20 protein-coding genes are annotated in these 20,230 nt (G+C 36.8%); 17 read left to right on the top strand and 3 right to left on the bottom strand.

Going from position 1 to position 20,230, the window contains the following annotated elements:
• Positions 1–725: 725 nt before the first annotated feature.
• Entirely contained in the window at positions 726–2,486 is a 1,761-nt protein-coding gene (locus JP39_RS09690) for an L-type lectin family protein (protein ID WP_041498889.1), read from the top strand.
• 24 nt (positions 2,487–2,510) lie between these two features.
• Positions 2,511–2,999, top strand: coding sequence for a hypothetical protein (locus tag JP39_RS09685; protein ID WP_041498887.1), 489 nt, complete (start codon positions 2,511–2,513; stop codon positions 2,997–2,999).
• A gap of 37 nt (positions 3,000–3,036) precedes the next feature.
• On the opposite strand, the gene JP39_RS09680 is transcribed toward JP39_RS09685, so the two are convergent.
• The gene (locus JP39_RS09680; RefSeq protein ID WP_041498886.1) at positions 3,037–3,228 is read right to left on the bottom strand and encodes an AbrB/MazE/SpoVT family DNA-binding domain-containing protein; all 192 of its coding nucleotides are present in this window, start codon (positions 3,226–3,228) and stop codon (positions 3,037–3,039) included.
• Positions 3,229–3,507: 279 nt separating this feature from the next.
• Between JP39_RS09680 and JP39_RS09675 the strand changes: the two genes are divergently transcribed.
• Both JP39_RS09675 and JP39_RS09670 read left to right on the top strand, forming a co-directional pair.
• Complete coding sequence (locus JP39_RS09675; protein WP_157492461.1) at positions 3,508–4,851, top strand: 6-pyruvoyl-tetrahydropterin synthase-related protein; 1,344 nt, start codon at positions 3,508–3,510, stop codon at positions 4,849–4,851.
• Between the two features lie 44 nt (positions 4,852–4,895).
• Positions 4,896–5,387 carry a hypothetical protein gene (locus JP39_RS09670; RefSeq protein WP_041501404.1) on the top strand — a complete coding sequence of 164 codons (492 nt, stop codon included), beginning with the start codon at positions 4,896–4,898 and terminating at the stop codon, positions 5,385–5,387.
• 24 nt (positions 5,388–5,411) lie between these two features.
• Here the strand turns inward: JP39_RS09670 and JP39_RS09665 are convergent, their stop codons facing one another.
• Together JP39_RS09665 and JP39_RS09660 are read right to left on the bottom strand one after the other, a co-directional pair.
• Entirely contained in the window at positions 5,412–5,864 is a 453-nt protein-coding gene (locus JP39_RS09665; protein ID WP_137619746.1) for an SHOCT domain-containing protein, read from the bottom strand.
• A 130-nt stretch (positions 5,865–5,994) separates the two neighbouring features.
• Positions 5,995–6,354, bottom strand: coding sequence for a hypothetical protein (locus JP39_RS09660; RefSeq protein WP_048699022.1), 360 nt, complete (start codon positions 6,352–6,354; stop codon positions 5,995–5,997).
• A 156-nt stretch (positions 6,355–6,510) separates the two neighbouring features.
• On the opposite strand from JP39_RS09660, the gene JP39_RS09655 reads away from it, so the two are divergent.
• The 13 genes from JP39_RS09655 to JP39_RS09595 all read left to right on the top strand — a co-directional run bounded on the left by JP39_RS09655 (position 6,511) and on the right by JP39_RS09595 (position 20,127).
• Positions 6,511–7,842, top strand: coding sequence for a DUF3329 domain-containing protein (locus tag JP39_RS09655; protein WP_041501403.1), 1,332 nt, complete (start codon positions 6,511–6,513; stop codon positions 7,840–7,842).
• Between the two features lie 141 nt (positions 7,843–7,983).
• Positions 7,984–9,003 carry an acyltransferase gene (locus JP39_RS09650; RefSeq protein WP_041501402.1) on the top strand — a complete coding sequence of 340 codons (1,020 nt, stop codon included), beginning with the start codon at positions 7,984–7,986 and terminating at the stop codon, positions 9,001–9,003.
• 127 nt (positions 9,004–9,130) lie between these two features.
• On the top strand, positions 9,131–9,766 hold the full coding sequence (locus JP39_RS09645; RefSeq protein ID WP_041501401.1) for an SdpI family protein: 636 nt from the start codon (positions 9,131–9,133) through the stop codon (positions 9,764–9,766).
• A 312-nt stretch (positions 9,767–10,078) separates the two neighbouring features.
• The gene (locus tag JP39_RS09640) at positions 10,079–11,521 is read left to right on the top strand and encodes a hypothetical protein (protein WP_041501400.1); all 1,443 of its coding nucleotides are present in this window, start codon (positions 10,079–10,081) and stop codon (positions 11,519–11,521) included.
• Between the two features lie 843 nt (positions 11,522–12,364).
• The gene (locus tag JP39_RS09635) at positions 12,365–12,604 is read left to right on the top strand and encodes a hypothetical protein (RefSeq protein WP_041501399.1); all 240 of its coding nucleotides are present in this window, start codon (positions 12,365–12,367) and stop codon (positions 12,602–12,604) included.
• A gap of 665 nt (positions 12,605–13,269) precedes the next feature.
• Positions 13,270–15,000 carry a glycoside hydrolase family 73 protein gene (locus tag JP39_RS09630; RefSeq protein ID WP_041501398.1) on the top strand — a complete coding sequence of 577 codons (1,731 nt, stop codon included), beginning with the start codon at positions 13,270–13,272 and terminating at the stop codon, positions 14,998–15,000.
• Between the two features lie 495 nt (positions 15,001–15,495).
• Positions 15,496–16,197 carry a type IV toxin-antitoxin system AbiEi family antitoxin domain-containing protein gene (locus JP39_RS09625; RefSeq protein ID WP_048699340.1) on the top strand — a complete coding sequence of 234 codons (702 nt, stop codon included), beginning with the start codon at positions 15,496–15,498 and terminating at the stop codon, positions 16,195–16,197.
• Positions 16,194–17,039 carry a nucleotidyl transferase AbiEii/AbiGii toxin family protein gene (locus JP39_RS09620; protein ID WP_041501397.1) on the top strand — a complete coding sequence of 282 codons (846 nt, stop codon included), beginning with the start codon at positions 16,194–16,196 and terminating at the stop codon, positions 17,037–17,039. The genes JP39_RS09625 and JP39_RS09620 overlap by 4 nt, the downstream gene beginning before the upstream one ends.
• A gap of 147 nt (positions 17,040–17,186) precedes the next feature.
• Positions 17,187–17,954 (top strand): hypothetical protein, encoded by a 768-nt coding sequence (locus tag JP39_RS09615; RefSeq protein ID WP_041501396.1) that lies wholly within the window; start codon positions 17,187–17,189, stop codon positions 17,952–17,954.
• Between the two features lie 104 nt (positions 17,955–18,058).
• A complete protein-coding gene (locus tag JP39_RS09610) occupies positions 18,059–18,610 on the top strand; it encodes a hypothetical protein (protein WP_041501395.1) in 552 nt (183 codons plus the stop codon).
• A gap of 35 nt (positions 18,611–18,645) precedes the next feature.
• Entirely contained in the window at positions 18,646–19,014 is a 369-nt protein-coding gene (locus tag JP39_RS09605; protein ID WP_041501394.1) for a hypothetical protein, read from the top strand.
• Positions 19,015–19,019: 5 nt separating this feature from the next.
• On the top strand, positions 19,020–19,454 hold the full coding sequence (locus tag JP39_RS09600) for a protein-export chaperone SecB (protein WP_041501393.1): 435 nt from the start codon (positions 19,020–19,022) through the stop codon (positions 19,452–19,454).
• Positions 19,455–19,632: 178 nt separating this feature from the next.
• Entirely contained in the window at positions 19,633–20,127 is a 495-nt protein-coding gene (locus JP39_RS09595; RefSeq protein ID WP_041501392.1) for a sigma-70 RNA polymerase sigma factor region 4 domain-containing protein, read from the top strand.
• Positions 20,128–20,230: the final 103 nt, after the last annotated feature.

Raw genomic sequence — 20,230 nt, 5'->3', positions numbered from 1 at the left:
CGACTACTATGACCTCTGCTGACTTCTCTATCATTCAGTCAGGTATCACTACCTGATTTGACTGTAGGATACATTCCGTTTCCTTGCCAGTCATATGACAGAGACCTCCCCGGGTAAGAACGTTAACTTTCGTACCATGTAGCTGTTGGCTTTACTTGACCTGTCACTCGTAGTTATAGGATTTGAGTTGCGCAGCACTCTTGTCCGACAAGCCCAGCCTTATAGCCACTTCTTGTTCATCAGCTCGGTACTTTGCCTCGGGCTTCCTTCAGATTCCACCTCACGATGGACACCCTTGCCTCTGGCTAGTGATTCCGACTACAACGGCTCACGAAGGACTTTCACCTCCTAGTTAACGCCCATGCCGGGCGCACTGCGGACCGGTCCGAGCCGAAGTGCGGTCTCGAACCTCGGTTTGAAGCTTTGCCAAAGTACGGCAAATCTCCAAACACGCCCGGTGGTGTAATGGCTAAAGCCATAACGCCACACCCACAGCGGGTGAATATTCTCAGCACTTCCGACTAATCTATTATTTATTATTTTGATATTATTAATAAATTCATTAAGAATGTTGGCTATATAAATAAAAAATACTAAATAAATTATAATAATCCATTCATTTTATTGAATTATTTTTTACATGAATCGATTAATTTTATATTTCTTTATTTGTTACAATTCAATAGACATATCGTATATAAATCACATTTGAGAAGGGTGATTTTATGGGGGAATATAAAAAAATAAATATAAAAGTATTCATATTTTTTGTGTTTATTGCTGTAATTACTACCACAATTGCAGCGTGCAATTACACAAAAGTTAGGGCTGATACCACGTCAGGTGATCCGGCTGATTTAGCTAATGCACTAGCCACGGCTCCACGAGGATTGGATATTTCTGATCCGACTTTTAGGTTGGGTGAGTTTTATATGAATAATTATCCAGGACTTAACGTCAATGCTGCTAAGGTTATTGACCGTAATCAAAGTGCTGGTGATAAAACCGGTATACTACGAGTTACCAATGATTTTAATCAGTTGGGTGCTATCTGGAGTAATATCGATGAAGCAAACTATATTGATGTTTCACGTGACCAAACGATGTCAATGTGGCTGTATTTTGGTAGGCCTGTGAATTCCGCTCAGCCTAAAGAAGTTGGTGATGGAATGGCTTTCGTTCTCCAAAATGATGATCGAAAATTAGGCGCCATTTCCATGTTTAACGAAGACCCTGCATATGGTGAAACGCTTGGAGTTTGGGGTGCTGATTTTGACAACGAGAATGCGAATAATATGACGAGTGATCTTATTAAGACAAGTATTCAGAAAAGCTATGCAATTGAGTTTGATACTTTTGCTAATAATCTAGTCAGCTTTGGGGCTATTAATGGTAAAGGTGTCTCATTTGACGCCGGGAAAACTTCTCAGCATATCGGAATGAATTACCCTGATTTAGAATCAACATATTTGCGCCAAATAGTCGATATAATAGTCGATCAAAAACATTATTTTTCGATGAATCATAAGAATGAAGAGGCCACCATAACTACTGGAGGGTCATTTGATAATATGAATTTGACTGATGCACAATGGCATCATATGACGGTTAAATTTACTCATGATACCCATACTTTATCGTTCGATTATGACGACAAGAATCTTGATGGAACATACAAGGCACCTGTTAAAGCCGCTTCGACTGTCCTTAATATGAACCATTTTCAGCTGGGTGACAGTAATAAATTGCGCTGGGGCTTCACGGGTTCAACTGGTCAATTTATGGAGAATAATCTGATTGTTTTCGAATCAATTCCTTCATTTGTTTCTGGTGATACCAGTGCCTCAATTAAGAATGTGACGAAAAATTATACGATTTCTGCTGGTGATCATGTCGATGTGGGGGATGATTTGGACTTCACTTATAACCTTAATTATGAAAGTGGGGCCAAGGAGTGGTCGGATATTTTGGCAAGTATGAATTTGCCGTCTGAAGTCACTTTCCACTCTGGTTCGGTTATTTACAACGATGATGCTGGCAATGTGGAAGAAATTCCGCTGTCGGAATACACCAACAATAATGTTCAACATCAGTTATTACAAAACCTGTCGGATACAAATAAAAAAGCCACAATTGTTCTACATACAACGGTTAATTCGGTGGATAGACAGACTGAAGTTGGTGAGTCATGGGCCAAGTTTGCCAGTGATAATTTTATTATTAATGATAAGGCACCCAATTTCGTGATTGATGTCGATTCATTGAATATCAGCACGAATCCCTCGGGAACAGTGAATTACGGCAGTCTGGATCAGGTTCCAGAGACTATACCAGTGACAGGTGAAATTTGGTACTCGAAGGTTTCAACGATTAATCCTAATACTATCAAGGTTAAAAGCAGTTTTAACGGTGGGTCAGAAGTGACTACCTCAGCTACGGGTTCGATTGGTGCCACGGCTCCATTTTCATTGTCGATTGACAGGTAGAAAGTACACGTCGGACAAAATACTTTGACACTTTATGGTCAGGATAATACTGGAAAACGTACGAAAGAAGTTACGATAATTTTCAATGTTGGTGGCGGTCTATCATTTGGCAATGTATCGCCGGGGGTATTTTTCAAAGATGTGAATATGGGCTACAAGGGTGAAATTGTTACGAGAAAACCTGGTTGGCAAATAGAAGTTATCGATGGCCGGTCGACTCAAAAAGGTTGGACTTTACAGGCTAAGGCATCGTCTTTGGTTGATGAGAAGACTAGTGGTCAGCTGATTGGTGAAGTTGTTCACCGTGATGATAATGGCGTGATAGCTCCGCTGTTGGATTGGACTAATATTTATTCGCATAAGAAATCTACCGATAGTGTCGAAACATTCGATGTTGCTAATGCGTGGACACAGAATAACGGTGTACTGTTACAGCTTAATGGTAAGAATATGGCTGGAGTGTACTCTGGCAAAGTAGAATGGAATTTGGTTGATAGTATTCAAAATGAGTAAAAGTAGATTTATGTATTTTCTAGAACAAACAAAAACTCTAGCCATTGTTGGTTAGAGTTTTTGTTTGTGGATATTTATGTTTAGTAGACCTCGTTTCCAAGCGATTGACCAAAATTATATTCTGATTTTTATAATCTTGGATTCCTAGTTCCATTAGAACGTCTTTCGGAATCATAATCCCTTGTGAGTTTTCCCACTTTTTCAAATAAGTTCTTCTGTTTTCTACCATAATATTCTCCTGCTTTTTTTATTGAATATCGGAAAATGTGGCGCAGTCTCTTATCTGTAATTAGTTCTTGGATACGGCATAATCTTATAACGAATGATTATTTCATGTCGAGCGATTATTCAAAATAGCCAATTTATTAATTCATTATGTTTATAAATATATAAATAGTGTAGAATATTGTGATGTGCGGAACTTTTCCGAAAAAATGGAGATTGATGGAAAATAGTAAAGAGGGAAACGTTGAAATAAACGTTTTTATTTTTTCTATCAGTAGGGGTTATGATGAAACGATTAAAATTAAATAAACTATCATCGCTTATCTTGTTAGTGATGATGTATTTTATCATGTCTGCAATTATGTACTTAATTATTAGACAGAAGTTCATTTGGAATGGGGACGATGTTTATTATCAATTCCAAAGAATTCAGGGGATTCAACATTCCTTTAAAGTAGGCGTTTTTCCAACGTTATCGACGATGAACTTTGGCCGAATTGGTTATGGAGTAAATTTATTTTATCCTTGGTTAACGTTGGTTCCATTTGGAATTGTGGGGATGTTTACTAATAATTTAATTTCTACTTATTACATTACGTTAGGGCTGCTATTTTTCGTTTCATTTTTAGTCAGCCACTATTCAATGTATAAATTGAGTGGGTCAACTAACCAGTCAATTGCATTTTCACTGATTTATAATTTTTGTAATTATCGGTTAATTGAATTGATTCCACGTGCGTCTTTGGCGGAGTATATTGCTACAATTTTTCTTCCATTATGTTTTGTAGGATTGTATGAAATTTTATATCGAAATTATCGTAGTTGGTATATTTTAGCAATTGGGATGAGTCTGATAGTTATGACCCATGTGTTGACTAGTTTTATGACGGTGATATTGTTTGTCATAATTCTTGCTGTCAGTGTTCCCAAGATGGATCAAAGAATAAAGAGAATAGTTGCCTTGGGCTATGCGGCATTGACGACATTTTTGTTGTCCGCAGCCTACTTGATACCGTTCTTGGCTGAAGAAAAGTTTCAAAAATATGGTCAGCCGGATCCACAGAAATTAGTTGGAACGGATTTCTGGCAATCAATTGTTATGGGATTCAATAATTCATCCAGTCGAATGGTTGAAGGTAACTATTATAATATTGGTGCCGCAATGTTAATTGTTATAATTGTGGGATTGATTTCATTCAGAAAAATCGATTTTACCAATAAGAGTATTTATGTTTTAGGTGTGGTTATTTTTCTTGTTTCAACGAGTATTTTTCCATGGCACGTGTTCCAAAACACACCTTTAGCATTAATTCAATTTCCGTTTAGATTGTTGATGTTCACATCAATGTTTTTATCAGTTACAGGTTCATATTTGTTCATGTTGTACTTTAACGGGGCGGAACCTCAAGCGGGAACCTCAAGCGGGAACCTCAAGCGGGAACCTCAAGCGGGAACCTCAAGCGGGAACCTCAAGCGGGAACCTCAAGCGGGAACCTCAAGCGGGAACCTCAAGCGGGAACCTCAAGCGGGAACCTCAAGCGGGAACCTCAAGCGGGAACCTCAAGCGGGAACCTCAAGCGGGAACCGTCTAAATATAGTATTCTCAAATCGAGCATGTACATGCTAGGTTTGTTCGCAATTTTACTTGGTTTTTGGAGTAGCTCATTTTCTATGTCAACTTCTAGTAAAACGTTGATTGCTGATAAAAATGCTACAATTGGCGCAGCTATGATTAGGGAGAATAGAATTCCCGATACTTATTTAGCTCAATATGTGCCATCAAAAGCAGAAGCAACTTTGGATTCTGTTACACAACATCAGGCATTTCTTGATCAAAAACCAGCTATTTGTAATCCTACCGATATCAAAGGTAATGCCGTAGTTTCAGTTGGCTCATTGGATAAGAATGAAATTGTTGATGTGCCGTTTATCAGGTATAAATATTCAAAGATTCTTTTAAACAATCATCCAATTTCAAGCTGGTCTAGTAAACGTGGAACGATTGAATTTAAGAGTAAGAATCATATTAAGCATTCTAAAGTCCAGATACAATATGGTAGTAAAAGATTGTTCGCTGTCATAGTTGCCTGTGAAGTTTTGGGTGTTTTAGGTATTATTACTGGAATAGTAATACAAAAAAGAACGCCATCAGACATGATTTAATTCATGTTTGATGGCGCTCTTTTTCTATAGTCCGAGAATTTGTTTTTTCTTAATATCGTATTCTTCTTGTGTAATAGCACCTTGGTCGAGCAAGTCTTTCAATTTGTCGAGTTGATCAAGTTGTGAATCATTTGTATAGCCATTACTTGTGTTTGAAAATTTACGGCCCGGATTGATGTAATTCTTTGCCAAGAGGGCATTGTATGAATAGTCGTCAGCTGGTTCAAAGCCGGCGTTCAATAGGTCATTGGCATAAAGTTTATTATAGAAGAAAGCAAAAATTAGATTGAAGAAAAATGATCCACCGCCCCATGTAAAGACGCCAAAGGCTAGGTCAACTAGTAGAATGATGACAAGCCATTTCCAATCTCCTCTGAAAAGTGCAGGCCAAAAGCCCCAGAAAAACTCAGTCCATGAGAATCCAACTTTGACATCTTTTCGTTCTCTAGTATTACGATTAATTAGCGTTGCATGCATGATAAATCCTCCCCGATAATGGTACATTTGCATTAAGTATAGCAAATAATCGTCTAAATTGAAGGATTCATCGCATTCTACGCGTAGGTTTTCTGAAAATAAATGTTATTTATTGGAAGTCTAAGCGATATTAGTGAGTTCTACCATAGTGGTTCTCATTAATAGTAGAGAATCTACGACCGGATGCAATGTAATTTTTGGCAAGTAATGCGTTATATGAGGAGTCATCGGCTGGTTCAAAGCCGTTATTTAACAGATCATTTGTGTAGAGCTTGTTATAAAAGAATGCAAAAATCATATTAAATAATCCTGAACCAATACCGTTATTCCAAACACCTAAGACGAGATCAACTAGTAAGATGACTACTAACCATTTCCAATCGCCTCTGAAAAGTGCGGGCCAAAAGCCCCAGAAAAATTCAGCCCATGAGAATCCAACTTTAACTTCTTTACGTTCGTTAGTACGACGGTTCAGTAAAATTGCGTGCATAATATTCTCCCAGTGATTATTTTTCCTAAGTATAGCAATTATTATTTAATTTAGTAGGAATGGGATAACTTTTTTACAAATTGTTTGGCGGATGAATTATAATTTTATAATGTACAGTAATAGAGCGTTTATAAGGGGGGTTGAGTCATTAACGAAGTGCTTTCAAAATTAAAAAAATATCGGTGGTCACTAATTATTCTGACAATTGTCTTTTTTATTATGCTATTGCTCAACTGGAAGACGTTGTATGTGGCTGACGATTATGTCTATCGTTTCGTCTATCAATCACCATCGCCCACGGCATTTGCTCACCAGCAACGGATTAGTACAGGGATGATTCCGTACTCGATGTTTAATCATTATATGCTGTGGAACGGGCGTTTTGTGGCGCATTCAATCGTGCAATTTTTCATGCAATTTAATTCAAAAATTCCGTTCGATATTTGTAGCAGTTTGATTTACGTATTGTTGCTGATATTCATGGATAAAATAGCTGTGAAATTAACTGGCAAGAAACATAATGCATTTATTTTGCCACTGATTTTTGGATTCACTTGGTTCTACATTCCTTATTTTGGTCAGTCAGTCTTGTGGTTGTCAGGATCAGGTAATTATTTGTGGATGAGTGTGATTTATTTAGGATTTATTATCTTTAATTTGAAAAATCGTTCCGTAAATATCGGCAACATTTTTAGTGCAATAGTCCTAGGATTTTTAGCTGGAGCTTCGAACGAAAATTCTGGTCCAGCGGCTGTTTTGATTATTTTATTGTTCATGTTGAAACGATTTATTAAGGAACATAAGGTCAGTTTTATTTCGACAATTAGCGTAATTTTTAGTGGAGTCGGATTTATCACGATGATGATGTCGCCAGGTTCGCAAAGTCGTGGCAATGTTCATCGGACTTGGGAAATTATTCAAAAAAATATTGATGGAATATATAAACTTACTTTTGATAAATGGGTTTGGATTTATGGATTGATGGCAGTTTTATTGATTGCTGGAATCGTCATGAAACGGATTAATGGTGATACATTCTGGGCAGTGATGTTCTTCTTGATCGGGCATTTGGCAGCTGTCTATGCGATGGCTTTTTCACCAGAATATCCGGAAAGAACCTTCTTCGGTGGAGTGATTTTTCTAGGAATAGCGTTGTTTATTTTAGTTTATTCGGTATTGGGCGAGTTGAAGTGGGCGCCAATAGCTTTGTCAGCCGCGGTTGTAATTGCATTTGGAGTCAGCTTTGGGCCAGCTTATAAAGATATTAATATCAGCTATCATCAGATGCGGACACAATATCAATTAATTTATAAAGCCGAGGCAACCAAGGATAAGAGTGCCAGAGTTCCGTTAATGACCACGCAAAAGAGCCAGTATAACGCCAATTATGGTGTGATTGCCTTAGATACACCGGCAAATGCGTTGATGAATCAATGGGAAGCCAAGTTCTTTGACCTTAATCAAATTACCGGTTACCGAATAAAATAACCGGTATGGTAAGATAGTTTTTACTAGTGCATATTAAATTAGAACTTATTTACTAAATATGAATGTTTATATTATACAGAAGACAATTAGTTGGAAGGGATGAGAATATTCTCAGCCCTGTAGACGTTTTCGGGGGATATTTTGAAGAAAAAAAGAGTAATATATATCGACGTTATCCGTGTGGTAGCCATGATGCTCGTGGTTTTAGCACATTCGTTGGCGGCTAGATTGGCAGTTAGGGATGGCTCGTTAAATTGGGATATTTCAAACATGCTAGTCGTGATCACTGAAATTGCTGTGCCACTATTTTTCATGATTAGTGGGGCCACGATTTTGAACAGTCGGCGGACTAAAGACGTGGGATATTTGTTCAGTCACCGCTTGGTCAGAGTGTTGGTGCCATTTATCCTCTGGTCGATCATCAGTGCTTACGGTGCCAGAAAAATTGATGGAGTTTTCACATTTCATGACTTTTTCCACAGCGTATTATTGATGTATCATCAGCCAGTTTTAATAGCGTATTGGTTCATCTATCCGTTGGTATCACTGTATTTGTTATCGCCGTTGTTGAAAGCAATGGTTGAGGGCATGGACAATAAAATGTTTAATTATTTGTTGGCATTGTGGATGGTCATCAGCATGTTCTTACCAGCTTTAGTCGACGCATTGCCAAAGAATCTCAGCATGTACTTTGACGGATATACGGTTGGAAAAGTAGTCTTTTCAACCAGTTTGGGCTATTTCTTATTGGGATATAAGTTGACCCAAACAAAGCATGCCAAAGATAATCCACTACAATTATTCGTGATTGCTGTCGTATTGATGGCAATTAACGTCTTGATTGGATTCGTCAGTTTAAAACCAGCTTTCCATTATTTAACCGTAATTTCAGTAGTGAACATTCCAGTTATCGCTGCCTTGATTTTCTTAGTATTGAAATCATTTGAAGGTCGCTATCACAATTGGTTCATCAAGTTGACCGAAATTATCGCACCATTGACGTATGGCGTGTATCTAGTTCACGGCTTGAGCATTGGAATTGTGCAGAAGATGGCGGGAGTTAACCATTATCTGATTACATTCTTCTTTGCAACAGTGCTTTCATTAGTAGTTATTTTCATCTTGAGTAAGATACCAGTTTTGAAAAAATGGATGTTATAGAAGTTAAGCCCTTAGACCGTGCATGGTCTAGGGGCTTTTTTGACGTACAATATGGCAACAGGTTGTGCATGATTGATTATATAGCGGAGGCTATAATTGGGGAAAATAATCATAAGAGGAAAAGGCAATGAAGAAAAAACATCTGATTATTCTAGGGATTTTTGCAACGATTTGGTTACCAGCGTTAGCAGATATATTCTACTGGAATAAGTTACCTGAAAAACTTCCGACCCATTTTAATGCCCAAATGGTACCGGACAGTTGGTCGTCCAAAGCAGTAGCAGTGCTGGCTTTACCTGTTATATTAACCTTGGTACAGGGATTGATTCTGTATTCTATTGACCAACATTCGAAGAAATATGATGTACAAAATGGCATTGTTTATACGGTTTTAACAATCATGCCAATTCTTTCAATATGGCTAAATTTTGTTATGATATCGACGGCGTTAAATAATAACGTTAATCGTTCCAAACAGCCAATGCTCAGTTTATTGTTTGGCATCATACTCATTATTTTAGGAGTGGTATTGAAGTATGTTAAAACTAATCCAATAATTGGGATTCGATTACCTTGGACCATGTTGAGTACGGAAAATTGGCGATTAACAAATAACTTTGGATCAAAAGTATTTATTGTTGGAGGAATAATTGAATTTATTGTGGCACTGTTTTCGTCACTGTCATTAATGATATTCATTTTAGCAATAATTATTATAATACCGGTGATCTACTCGTATATTTTGTATCGAAAGGGAATTTGAGTGTTATCGAAATGCAAGTTGATGTGCCGAAATTTTAATGAATTATATGTGAAAATCATTAAAACTCCAGTCAAACTAGTCGGAGGTTGCTAGGTGATTTTTTACCCGCTATGGAGGTGGCGTTAGTGCTTTAGCACTTACACCACAGGGCGACTTTGGAGACTCGCGGTTTTTGCGAGGCTTCAAAGCGAGACTTGAGACCTTGGCTCAAGTCGGTCCTCATAGCAGGTAAAAAAATCATCTAGCAACCGGAGACGGCAACACAATAAATGTCTTGCGGAATCGAGGAATATAGCGCAAACTTAAACAATCATGAAAAATAAAATTACGAGTAAATTCAACCCTTGGCAGAAGTTTGTCACACCGTTGATGTTTGTGATTTCATTGATCTATTTTGGGGTATTCAGATATTTTGTAATTCCATCTGGGGATGATTATTTCTGGTGGGGACCGCGGGGGTCTTACTTACTTCATCATATGTTCTTTGGACCGCAATCAATCTATGGTGGTAGCAGCAATGGCCGATATCTAGGCAATACTTTGGAAATAATCACTATGCATTACCAACCAATCGCCATTTTAACCTATGCAATATTTTGGACGCTGCTACTGTGGGGGCTGTGGCGCTTATCCGGAAAAACGATGTTGTCGCTAGTCATGTCATTTTTATTTGTCTTCACGTTGCAAGATGGATTTTTGAACAACATCTTAGTTTGGAACGCCGGTTTCGTAAATTACGTGCCACCGATTGCATTAGCACTAGTTTACATATGGCTAGTCGAAAAAGGCCGTGAAAAAGATTTCAACCAATTCATGGCACTGGGGACTTTAGTTTTGGCATACATTGGTGGACTATTCACCGAAACGATGACAGTAGCGCAGATAGCGTTAGGAATCTTCGTGATTCTCCATTTCCGCAAGCAAACGAAACTTTACCATGTGACTTATTTATTGGGAGCAGTCGTGGCAGCCGTGACGATGTTTACCCACCGTGGTTACCGTGGCAAGAGTATTTATCGAAATACAACCTTTGATCCGCTCAAAATTTGGGAAAATTACGCAAGAATTACCCATTTCTGGTTGATAACTTTCAATGTGGCAATGTTGGTAGCAATTTTATTAGCCATTGCCGTTTTGATATTTAGAGCTGATTTCTCCATTATGAAAAAGTCGATTTTAACCGTTATAACGCTGGCATTTTTAGGATACTATATTGCAATAAACGTCTATCTGAAGCGATTCGAGCTCAATTATATGTACGGCTACAATAAGATTGACGATAATCTCTCCAATATGGAAGGAATAGTCAGTTTACTATTGGTAGCATTTATCGGTTACAGCATTTTTCTATTCTTCAAAACTGATGCTAAAATGTGGCTCTACTTCCTGATGACAGGCGTTATCATGGGACAATTGTTATTCGTATCAGCACCAATCAATTGCCGGGGCAACTTTTTAACGTATGTTTTTACATATTTAATAACCATGCGATTCGTTCTGGCAGCGATGGATAATTTGAAAGTAAAAAATTGGCTAACAGGTTTATTAGTGTTGGTATTAGTTGTAGTAGGCGGCGAATATTTAAATATAATGTCGACCAATTATGAAGCTAATTTGTCCAGAGTCGATGATCCTGAATATTATGATGGCAAAGTAGAATTAACCAAGCACGTTCCATATCGAAAATTTGTCTGGGTCAATGATTTGTTGAATCAGCAAGTTCCAAGATATTGGGAATATTATTTTGATAAGTAGAGAGTGAATTTCAGAGAGTGGAGCAAGCCCGGGAATTTCCGAGCATTTGCATGACTTCACGAATTATTCGCGTACTTTGCGGATGATTTGGGAAGTTAGGCAAAGCGGAAGAAATTGGCTTGCGGAACTCGTTTTAGAGCCACTGCATATATAAAATAATAAAGGCCTCAGCATGTGAAATGTTGGGGCTTTTACTGTATAAAAGAATATGTACATTTTAGAGGACAGATAAAATAAAAAAGCTATCAGTAATTAAACTGATAACTTTCCTTAGCAGATTTAGTTGTGGTCCCAGCGACCGATACGCCCGTATGTCGTACATTTATATCTGATTTAATTGTGGTTTCAGCAACCGATAGACTCATATGTTCTACATTTCTGTCTGGTTTTATAGATGTCTGCCACATCTCTCTTGCTTTCAAATACATTATACAGGGGGTTAAGGTAAGTTCAAAAATATAGACTGAATGTTTTCAATAGTGCTTTTGTTATCCCCAAGGTTACGACGTTTGCAATTTTTGCAAAACTCGTAACCTTGGGTAATTATTGGGTATCAAAATTGTTTTTTGATGTCCTTAAATTTGTTATTAGAGGAAAAAGTCCAAATTATTGAAATAATATCCAGTGATAAAAAAGGGAGTCGGAGGATATAGGTGAATTCAGCCGCTGGGGACGACTTTTGAGACGTGATTTTCGGCTCAAAAGCGAGGTGAGAAACCTTGGCTCGAACCGGTCCCCATAGCGGCTGAAATTCACCTATATTCTCCGGCGGAAAAACGGCAACCTTTAATTAAACATTTAAGGTATAATAAAACCAGTATTAACTTAAAAGGTGGTATTACAATGCTTGAAAATGTACAAGGTCTTGTAAAGGTCAACCAAGATAGCCGTTATGTCGTCTTTTTGTTTGACTCTTATGAAGTAAATCGTAAAATGTTGCAAGATAAATATGTTAAAGGTGAATCAGCTTGGTATACAGATGCCAAGGGAACCGGCGACGATGGCAAAGTCTTTTATCGAATCGCTCAAGATGGCGAATGGATCGAAGCCGAATACGTTACCTATATAGAAACTACAGATTAATATCTGAATCATAGGTATTAATCTTTTTTCTTTGGGGGCATCTCCAGAACTGAAAATATTAATCTGCTATGCGGACCGGTCTGAGCCAAAGTGCGGTCTCAGACCTCGATTTTGAACTTCGCAAAGTACGCGAATTTCAAAACTCGTCCTGTGGTGTAATGGCTAAAGCCATAACGCCACACTCACAGCAGGTTAATATTCTCAGTTCTTACGACTAATTGGATGTCCATAATATAAATATCTTTAGTTTATTCTTTCAATCTTCAAATATTCTTCGTAATTTAAATATAGAGTGAATAGATGGCAAGTATTACGAAGATTCCAATACCAACTGAATAATCTAAGACATCAGTTAGTTTTAAAAAACTAGCCAGAGAGATCCTGTGAATTCAGCCGCTGTGCAGGTGGAGTTTACTCCACGGGACGACTTTTGAGACTTGCTGAACTTGCAAGGCTTAAAAGCGAGGTTCGAGACCGCACTTTGGCTCGGACCGGTCCCCATAGCGGCTGAAATTCACAGGAACTCTCTGGCGGCAGAACCCCAAAAATGAAAATAAAAGAAAATTCTTTAAAAATAGCCGGATTTCTTAAGGTTTTATTGAAGGCAACCCTTTTAAATAGTAGTCTACTGTTAGTTATATTTTTATAATTGGAGGGAGACAATTATGAACAAAAAATGGGTTGCCTCTACTGCTCTAGCAAGTTTCTTAGCAGCAGTTGGTGTATCATCGAATGCTTCTCCAGTAAAAGCTGCACTTGCTACTGATGATGGAAATCAGGATGATGACCAAGATCACAAAGTTGCTGATACTAAGGATCCGAATGTTGCCAGTGTAATGGACGCACAAGGAGCTCCAATCAGTGAAAGTGCTGCGGATGCTATTGAAGAAAACGAAAATAGTGCTGAAACTAACAGTGTTTTGCCGGCTAGTGCTGTGCGTTCAATTACGCAAGCCTCTGCTACAGCGGGAGTTAGCAAGGCGCAACAAGATGCTTTTCTAAAAAATATTGGACCAATTGCTCAACAGGCAGCTTCCAAATATAATGTCTACGCCTCAGTTATGATGGCACAGGCTATTATTGAAAGTTCTTGGGGACAATCAACTTTGTCGACGCAATCGAACAATTATTTCGGTGTCAAAGGTGACTATAATGGCTCATACGTCAGCATGCCTACTCAAGAGTGGAGTGCTGATAAAGGCTATTACACAATTTATGCCAATTTTAGAAAGTATCCTAGTATTTATGATTCTTTTGCCGATAACGGCGCATTACTAAGAGGCGGAATTTCCGGTGCCCCTAATTTTTACGACGGGACTTGGAAAGAAAAAACTTCCTCATATAAAGATGCTACGGCTTGGTTGCAAGGTAGATATGCCACCAGTCCAATTTATGCATCAACTTTGAATAGGATAATCGAGACTTATAATTTGACACAATATGATAGCGAAGCCAGTACCGGAGGTACTAGTGATAATTCAGTCAGTGGTACACAAACAGCAATGGATGATACCGCTACTGTAACTAATAAAAGTTTAGCTAAAATTTATATCAATGCTAATCCCAATCAGATTGCTGCTAACCGTGCATTGGCATACAACACTTCATGGCACATTTCTTCAAAAGTTGTCGCTGCTGATGGAACCGTTTATTACCAAGTAGCTTCCAACGAATATGTTTTGGCATCTGATGTTCAATTAGCATCCGAAAAATCCAATCCACCTGTTAAAATTGCTGATACAGCAGTGATTGTTAACAATAGTGGATCGGTAGTTTATAGTGCCGCCAATAAAAAAGCCGCAACTAGTCGAGTTTTGCCATACCAATCCGCTTGGATTACAACTGCATACGTAGTTGACGATGATGGCAATACTTTCTACTTTGTGGGAAATAACGCTTATGTTTTAGCAACAGACGTTAGCTTGAAGTCGCAAATGGCTAATGATGAATATAAAGACGATGATATCGTTTCATATCCAGATATCGTGCACGTTACAGCGACACCAAGTGCCAGAGCTTATGACGACAAACACAACGTGTTAGCGGTTAGTTTAGCCAGTGGAACCGATTGGAAGATTGATAAGAAATCGACTCATTCAGACGGTTCAATTTGGTATCGCGTGGCAACTAATCAATGGGTCAATGCCAATGACGTACAAGTTAAAGGCTCAAATTATGTTACATCGGTTTCAGGTATGGTTAAAATCAATTACATTCCTGGCTATGGAGTTAACGTATATAACAGCCCAGCATCCAACAATAAGTTTACCGGAGCACGCTTAGCAGATGGTACAACTTGGCGTGTTACGTCAAAGCAAATTGTCGATGGACAAACTTGGTATAAAGTAAATGCCGGTTGGGTTAATGGAACTTATTGTATTTATAATGCAGATTAGAGAGTGGAGCAGGCCCGGGAATTTCCGAGCATTTGCATGACTTCACGAATTATCCGCCGTACTTGCGGATGATTTGGGAAGTTAGGCAAAGCGGAAGAAATTGGCCTGTGGAACTCGTTTTAGTTAGAGAGTGGAGACAGGGCGGTCAGCTCCCGAGCATTTGCATGACTTCACGAATTATCCGCCGTACTTGCGGATGATTTGGGAAGTTAGGCAAAGCGGAAGGAGTTGCCCTGTCGGAACTCGTTTTAGAGCCACTGCCTATATAACCTTAAATAACAAAAATCAAAGCGTATGTTCTCAGTAAATCACTGGGAGCATATTTTTTTAGTTATTTTACATTTAAGCATATTTCTAAAATATACTAATATATACTTAAATATTTCGAATTTTAAGTACGATATGCAAAACCGGTTTAAAATACTTCAAATATAATAAATTGAATGATAATATTCAGTATATAGAAATCTTACTTAAAAGATTGGAGTGAGTAATTTGGAGAGAAAAAATTTTAGTGAACATCCAACGATTCTAGACATTTTGAAAGAGAACGATTCTAATATAAAAAGACAACACGGTGTGATTAATTATTTAGATTTTAAAATAAAAATCTATCATGAACTAAAGAGATATTTTGAAGATGAAGCTATCATTAATGATTCTAATATTTCGGAAATTGAAAACAGTAAAGTAATCCAAGATATGATAAGTTCCGGAATTCTTGAATACATTGGTCGTGGTATTTTAGTAGATTCGTCATGGAATCCAAATGATTTTCTACTTCGTCAGTTGGTACTAAAACAAGGAATATATTCCGGATCTACAGCACTCTATCTTTGGGGATTGAGTGACGAGTACCCATATAAATCCTTTATGACATTCAAGCGTGGGTATAGATTGCCTAGTACAATGCAAGAATGGACTGAGGGAATTGTAGTTAAACAAGTAAGTGATGATGTATTAAATATGTTTGTTGAAAAAATGGATGTGTCTGGAACACAACAGAAAATCAATATATATAGCAAAGAAAGGGTGCTGGTGGATGTACTTCGTGAACCAGTGAGTACAGACGTTATTAATACTGCCTATAGACGATATCTGAAAGATTCAAAGGTGGGAGTTAATAGACTAATGCTTGTTGCTAAAAAGATGGGAGCTTTTGAAAAAGTCAGAAATAGATTGGAAATTATGATATGAGTACGAGGAGGAGCCAAGAGCAGAGCATAAAGGATAAATTGAAAGCCAAGCGCGATGAAACAGGCGTTCCATTTGATATTTTACAGAAAAAGTTTTTTATTGATTGTTTTCTAAAATTATTATCTGAATCTAAATACGCTGATAATTTTATTTGGAAAGGTGGGTTTGTTCTTTCAGCTATTACTGGAATACAGAAACGAACGACAGTTGATTTGGATACCTTAGTAAGAGGTGTTACTGTAGACACCGTAACACTTAGTAAAATAATTAAAGAAATCATTTCTAACAAAGACGAAAGCAGTCCGGATTTTAATCTGATAGATGTTCAAGAGATTCAAGAGGAAAAGGCCTATCAAGGATTAAGAGTCAGAATAATGGGTCAATTAGGACAAATGAAGGATAATTTCCACTTAGATGTTGTTACTGGTGAAACTCTAGAGCAGCGAGCAATTGAATGGGATTATCAGCCACTAATTGGTGATAAGAAAATCCCAATTTATATATATCGGCCTGAACAAATCTTAGCTGAGAAGTTGCAGACTGTATTGGAGAGGGGAATTGCCAATACTCGTATGAAAGATTTTTACGACGTATATATCATTCCAGCTACCACTCAGCTAGATATTGATGATTTATCAGATGATTTTAAATCAGTTATGCATTCAAGGGATACCGAAGAACTTTGGACAATTCGCGAGTCAGTACTTGATTTAATTGCCACTGATCAAAAAATGCATAACGAATGGATTAATTATTCTAAAAAGAATAAATTTGCTAAAAAATTGTCATTTGAACGAGTATTAAGTTCGGTAAATATTTTGTTTAAAAAAATTAAAATGTGATATAACTTAAAGCAATCCCGTATTACGAAAAAATATCTGAAAAACAAATAAAATCTTACAGAAAATGTATCTAGGATTTTCCAATCATGTTATATTTTCGGCATACTCAGAAGTGAGTAAATACTGCACTGCTAAGAGGTAAACATCTTGAAATTATATCAATTCGAATCAATTGAAATTTCGAAACAATATCTATTAACAAACGGTTATTACTCGCTTTGGCGCAATGAAGATTTTGAAATGGATAACAAAGTAGTCGCATTATTTGATGTATCCCATTTTGAAGTTCCGAATATCAAATCACTAATTTTACATTTGGATCTGGGCGTAATTATTGAGGAACGATCAACTAAGCAATTGATGAATGAATTATATAAAGCAAATGGGCTCGGCTTCACCGTAAGTAAGGTGTTGGCGAGCCTTTTTGGTATCAAAAAATACATTCCATTCGTTCATGGATATCAAACTTATATGCCTATTAGCGGTGGAAGTCGCAAGAATACCGACTGGATTTCTCCCAATTTATTAAGTAAGGCGGAGGTTTCTAATGGGGTGTTACATTTGATAGCAATCAACGGAAGTAGATTTAGTTTGGAGTTTATAAAAGGCGACTTTGGAAAAAGAGTACACGACGTAGCATTACTAAGCCGAGCTAATTTTTTATTTTTAGAAGCTTTAGTAAATTGGGGGAATTGCGAGTTACAACCACCGTCTAATTTAGGATTGCTGGAACCATTTGAAAATTGTCAGTGTCTGAACCATGAGCAAATGGAAATGAAAGTGAAAAATTTGCGTGAGATGATTGTTGCATTCAAAAAAGCTATTCTATTCAATCTGGGAATAGAACAACTTCAAAAAGTAGAATTGATTAAGTTTTACAGTCAGAACTTGTCGAGGATGAAAAAGGTTTATTAGGAATTGAACTCCGACTTCATTTTGAAATGTGACTTTGTGATATATTATATTTGCCATAAGGTTTGGTGTTTCTTAAAATGTAAATAGGGGTATGTATAAAACTGATGCGATTTTTCATTTATCATGGAACTACAGAGAAAAAGTTTAAAGAAATTATAAAAACGCATACGATATCATTTAAAAAACGCCCTGATCATTGGTTAGGAGGGGGAGTTTATTTCTTTATAAATGATTATGTTTCAGCATTTAATTGGTCTCATAGAGTTAAAAAAGATCCTGTTGGGTGTGTTCTTAAATATGATTTTGAAATAAATCCCAAATATTATCTTGATTTAGACAGTCAGACAGGTCTTGAGTCTTTTAATGAATTTGTAGGCTATATGGAGTCAAAGAAATATGCGTTTGAGTATAGTGAAGAAGAGCAGGCCTATATAAAAAAGAACCCCGATAAAAAAAACATAGTTTTAAGGTCAAAGTATTTAGAGCTGTTTTATAACGTTGAAAATATTAAAGCTTGTTCCTATACATTTTCTGGACCGTTTAATTCCGAAATAAGATCTCTGGGACAATTGGGCTTAGAGTCTAAAAGTAGACAATTGGTTGTTGTTGATCCAGAGTTAATAGACATCTCACAATTGAAAAGGGTAACCGAGTAGTTTATACTTCATCCTAGAAGGGAGTTGATAAAGTAATGAGTTATGATAAAAAAACGATTTTGGATGCTGCAAAAAAAGCAGGGATTAATTTAATCGAGAATAATTCTAACAACAATATTATTTATCCAGATGGAACTGAAGAATATATTGATGTTAGAATTAAAAATAATGTTACAACAGATTGTAATTATGTTATTAATGATTTAACTGCTCAATCGGATAATTTGTTTATTAATAATGATGAATATGAAATTATTTATGACACTAATGACAGTGGAGATTACAGTTTAGATTTAAAAGAATTTTTAAATCCAACTCATGATTTATCAAGTCTACAAATTGATTCCGATATAAAGATAAATCATTTGAATAAAAGTAATAATGATTTTGAAAGGGCTGCTTAGTTTTTATGAATACTGAACAAAATAAAAGTATATTGGAATTCACAAATCCGGTTTTGAAACGTGCAATTTTTCAACCAAATCCAAAATTTGATAAAAAGAATTCGAAGAATATAAAGATGAATTTAAAGACGAGTAATAGTGGTATAGATACTAAGCTGGAATATCACTCGTCTGATGTTGTATTAACTGTTACAAATATATCTTCGGATGATAGTTTGTCTTCAAATGAGGATCCTTTTGTATTAATAGTAAGTATGGCTGCTAGATTTAGATGGCCTGAAAGTACACCTAAGGATGTTGAGGAGTCATTTGTTAGAACTAATGCTCCATCCTTACTGTTATCATATATACGACCTTTGGTAAGTAATATTACGGGTTTGAGTGAATTTGGAATCCAAAACATTCCATTCATTGACTTTACTAATTCTATTGAAGATTAAATTTTAGTCGTTTGACCATATTTTGTGGTTGACCGGCTTTTTATTTTGTGCAATTTTGGAAATGAATTTGCCTTCAGCTTATTGTTTTTATTTTTGGCAATTAATATTACAGGAAAGGATTTGCTATATTAATTCCACCACAAGCGCTTGTGAGTTAAACCCAGGAGAACTCACAATTATGACTGATCTGGAATTAGGCTTTCAACATGCATTACAAAATCAAAGGTTGATTCATGGCGTCTTGAAACGTGTCCATATTTTCGTAACTCGCTGCGATTATGACGATTATTTTCAAGAGGCAATGATTCTCTATGCCCAAACTTATGTTAAATACTGTCAAAATGAAGACGATTTGTCTAAATTCAACCGTTATGTTTTTCAGAAGTTAACATGGAGATTGACAGATATGTTGCGACAGGAGAAGCGTTATAACGACTTCCATAGTCTTGAAGAGTTCGACTTTCAACGAGTTCCAGAGGTATTGTTGTTGGCTGATTTGGACTTTGTGAATTTAAACGAACTCTCGGAAATTGAGAAAGCTATCTTACAAGAACACTTTATCGATGGACAATCTTTAGTAATATTGGCGAAGCGTTATAACCATACATCAAGGGGCCTGAGGTACTGTCGCAATAGGCTTTTGAAAAAACTACGACATATGAGCGTTCGTTGAATTTTACCATTTGATTACAGGCGTATTACTTTTGTCAAATTAGTGAAAAAACTTGTTATAATTTATATCGTTAAGGAAATTAACGGCGGGAAGGAAATATATA

This window comes from Companilactobacillus heilongjiangensis (assembly GCF_000831645.3).
GTDB classification, from domain to species: domain Bacteria; phylum Bacillota; class Bacilli; order Lactobacillales; family Lactobacillaceae; genus Companilactobacillus; species Companilactobacillus heilongjiangensis.
The sequence above is the reverse complement of the archived record's forward strand: the minus strand, read 5'-3'. Positions and strand labels throughout refer to the sequence as shown.

What these genes read in the sequence shown, in the direction of transcription:
- JP39_RS09690 (WP_041498889.1), top strand. Translation starts at nt 726, where the DNA reads ATGGGGGAATATAAAAAAATAAATATAAAAGTATTCATATTTTTTGTG.
- JP39_RS09680 (WP_041498886.1), bottom strand. Translation starts at nt 3,228, where the DNA reads ATGGTAGAAAACAGAAGAACTTATTTGAAAAAGTGGGAAAACTCACAA.
- JP39_RS09675 (WP_157492461.1), top strand. Translation starts at nt 3,508, where the DNA reads ATGATGAAACGATTAAAATTAAATAAACTATCATCGCTTATCTTGTTA.
- JP39_RS09670 (WP_041501404.1), top strand. Translation starts at nt 4,896, where the DNA reads ATGTCAACTTCTAGTAAAACGTTGATTGCTGATAAAAATGCTACAATT.
- JP39_RS09665 (WP_137619746.1), bottom strand. Translation starts at nt 5,864, where the DNA reads ATGCATGCAACGCTAATTAATCGTAATACTAGAGAACGAAAAGATGTC.
- JP39_RS09660 (WP_048699022.1), bottom strand. Translation starts at nt 6,354, where the DNA reads ATGCACGCAATTTTACTGAACCGTCGTACTAACGAACGTAAAGAAGTT.
- JP39_RS09645 (WP_041501401.1), top strand. Translation starts at nt 9,131, where the DNA reads ATGAAGAAAAAACATCTGATTATTCTAGGGATTTTTGCAACGATTTGG.
- JP39_RS09640 (WP_041501400.1), top strand. Translation starts at nt 10,079, where the DNA reads ATGAAAAATAAAATTACGAGTAAATTCAACCCTTGGCAGAAGTTTGTC.
- JP39_RS09635 (WP_041501399.1), top strand. Translation starts at nt 12,365, where the DNA reads ATGCTTGAAAATGTACAAGGTCTTGTAAAGGTCAACCAAGATAGCCGT.
- JP39_RS09630 (WP_041501398.1), top strand. Translation starts at nt 13,270, where the DNA reads ATGAACAAAAAATGGGTTGCCTCTACTGCTCTAGCAAGTTTCTTAGCA.
- JP39_RS09620 (WP_041501397.1), top strand. Translation starts at nt 16,194, where the DNA reads ATGAGTACGAGGAGGAGCCAAGAGCAGAGCATAAAGGATAAATTGAAA.
- JP39_RS09610 (WP_041501395.1), top strand. Translation starts at nt 18,059, where the DNA reads ATGCGATTTTTCATTTATCATGGAACTACAGAGAAAAAGTTTAAAGAA.
- JP39_RS09605 (WP_041501394.1), top strand. Translation starts at nt 18,646, where the DNA reads ATGAGTTATGATAAAAAAACGATTTTGGATGCTGCAAAAAAAGCAGGG.
- JP39_RS09600 (WP_041501393.1), top strand. Translation starts at nt 19,020, where the DNA reads ATGAATACTGAACAAAATAAAAGTATATTGGAATTCACAAATCCGGTT.
- JP39_RS09595 (WP_041501392.1), top strand. Translation starts at nt 19,633, where the DNA reads ATGACTGATCTGGAATTAGGCTTTCAACATGCATTACAAAATCAAAGG.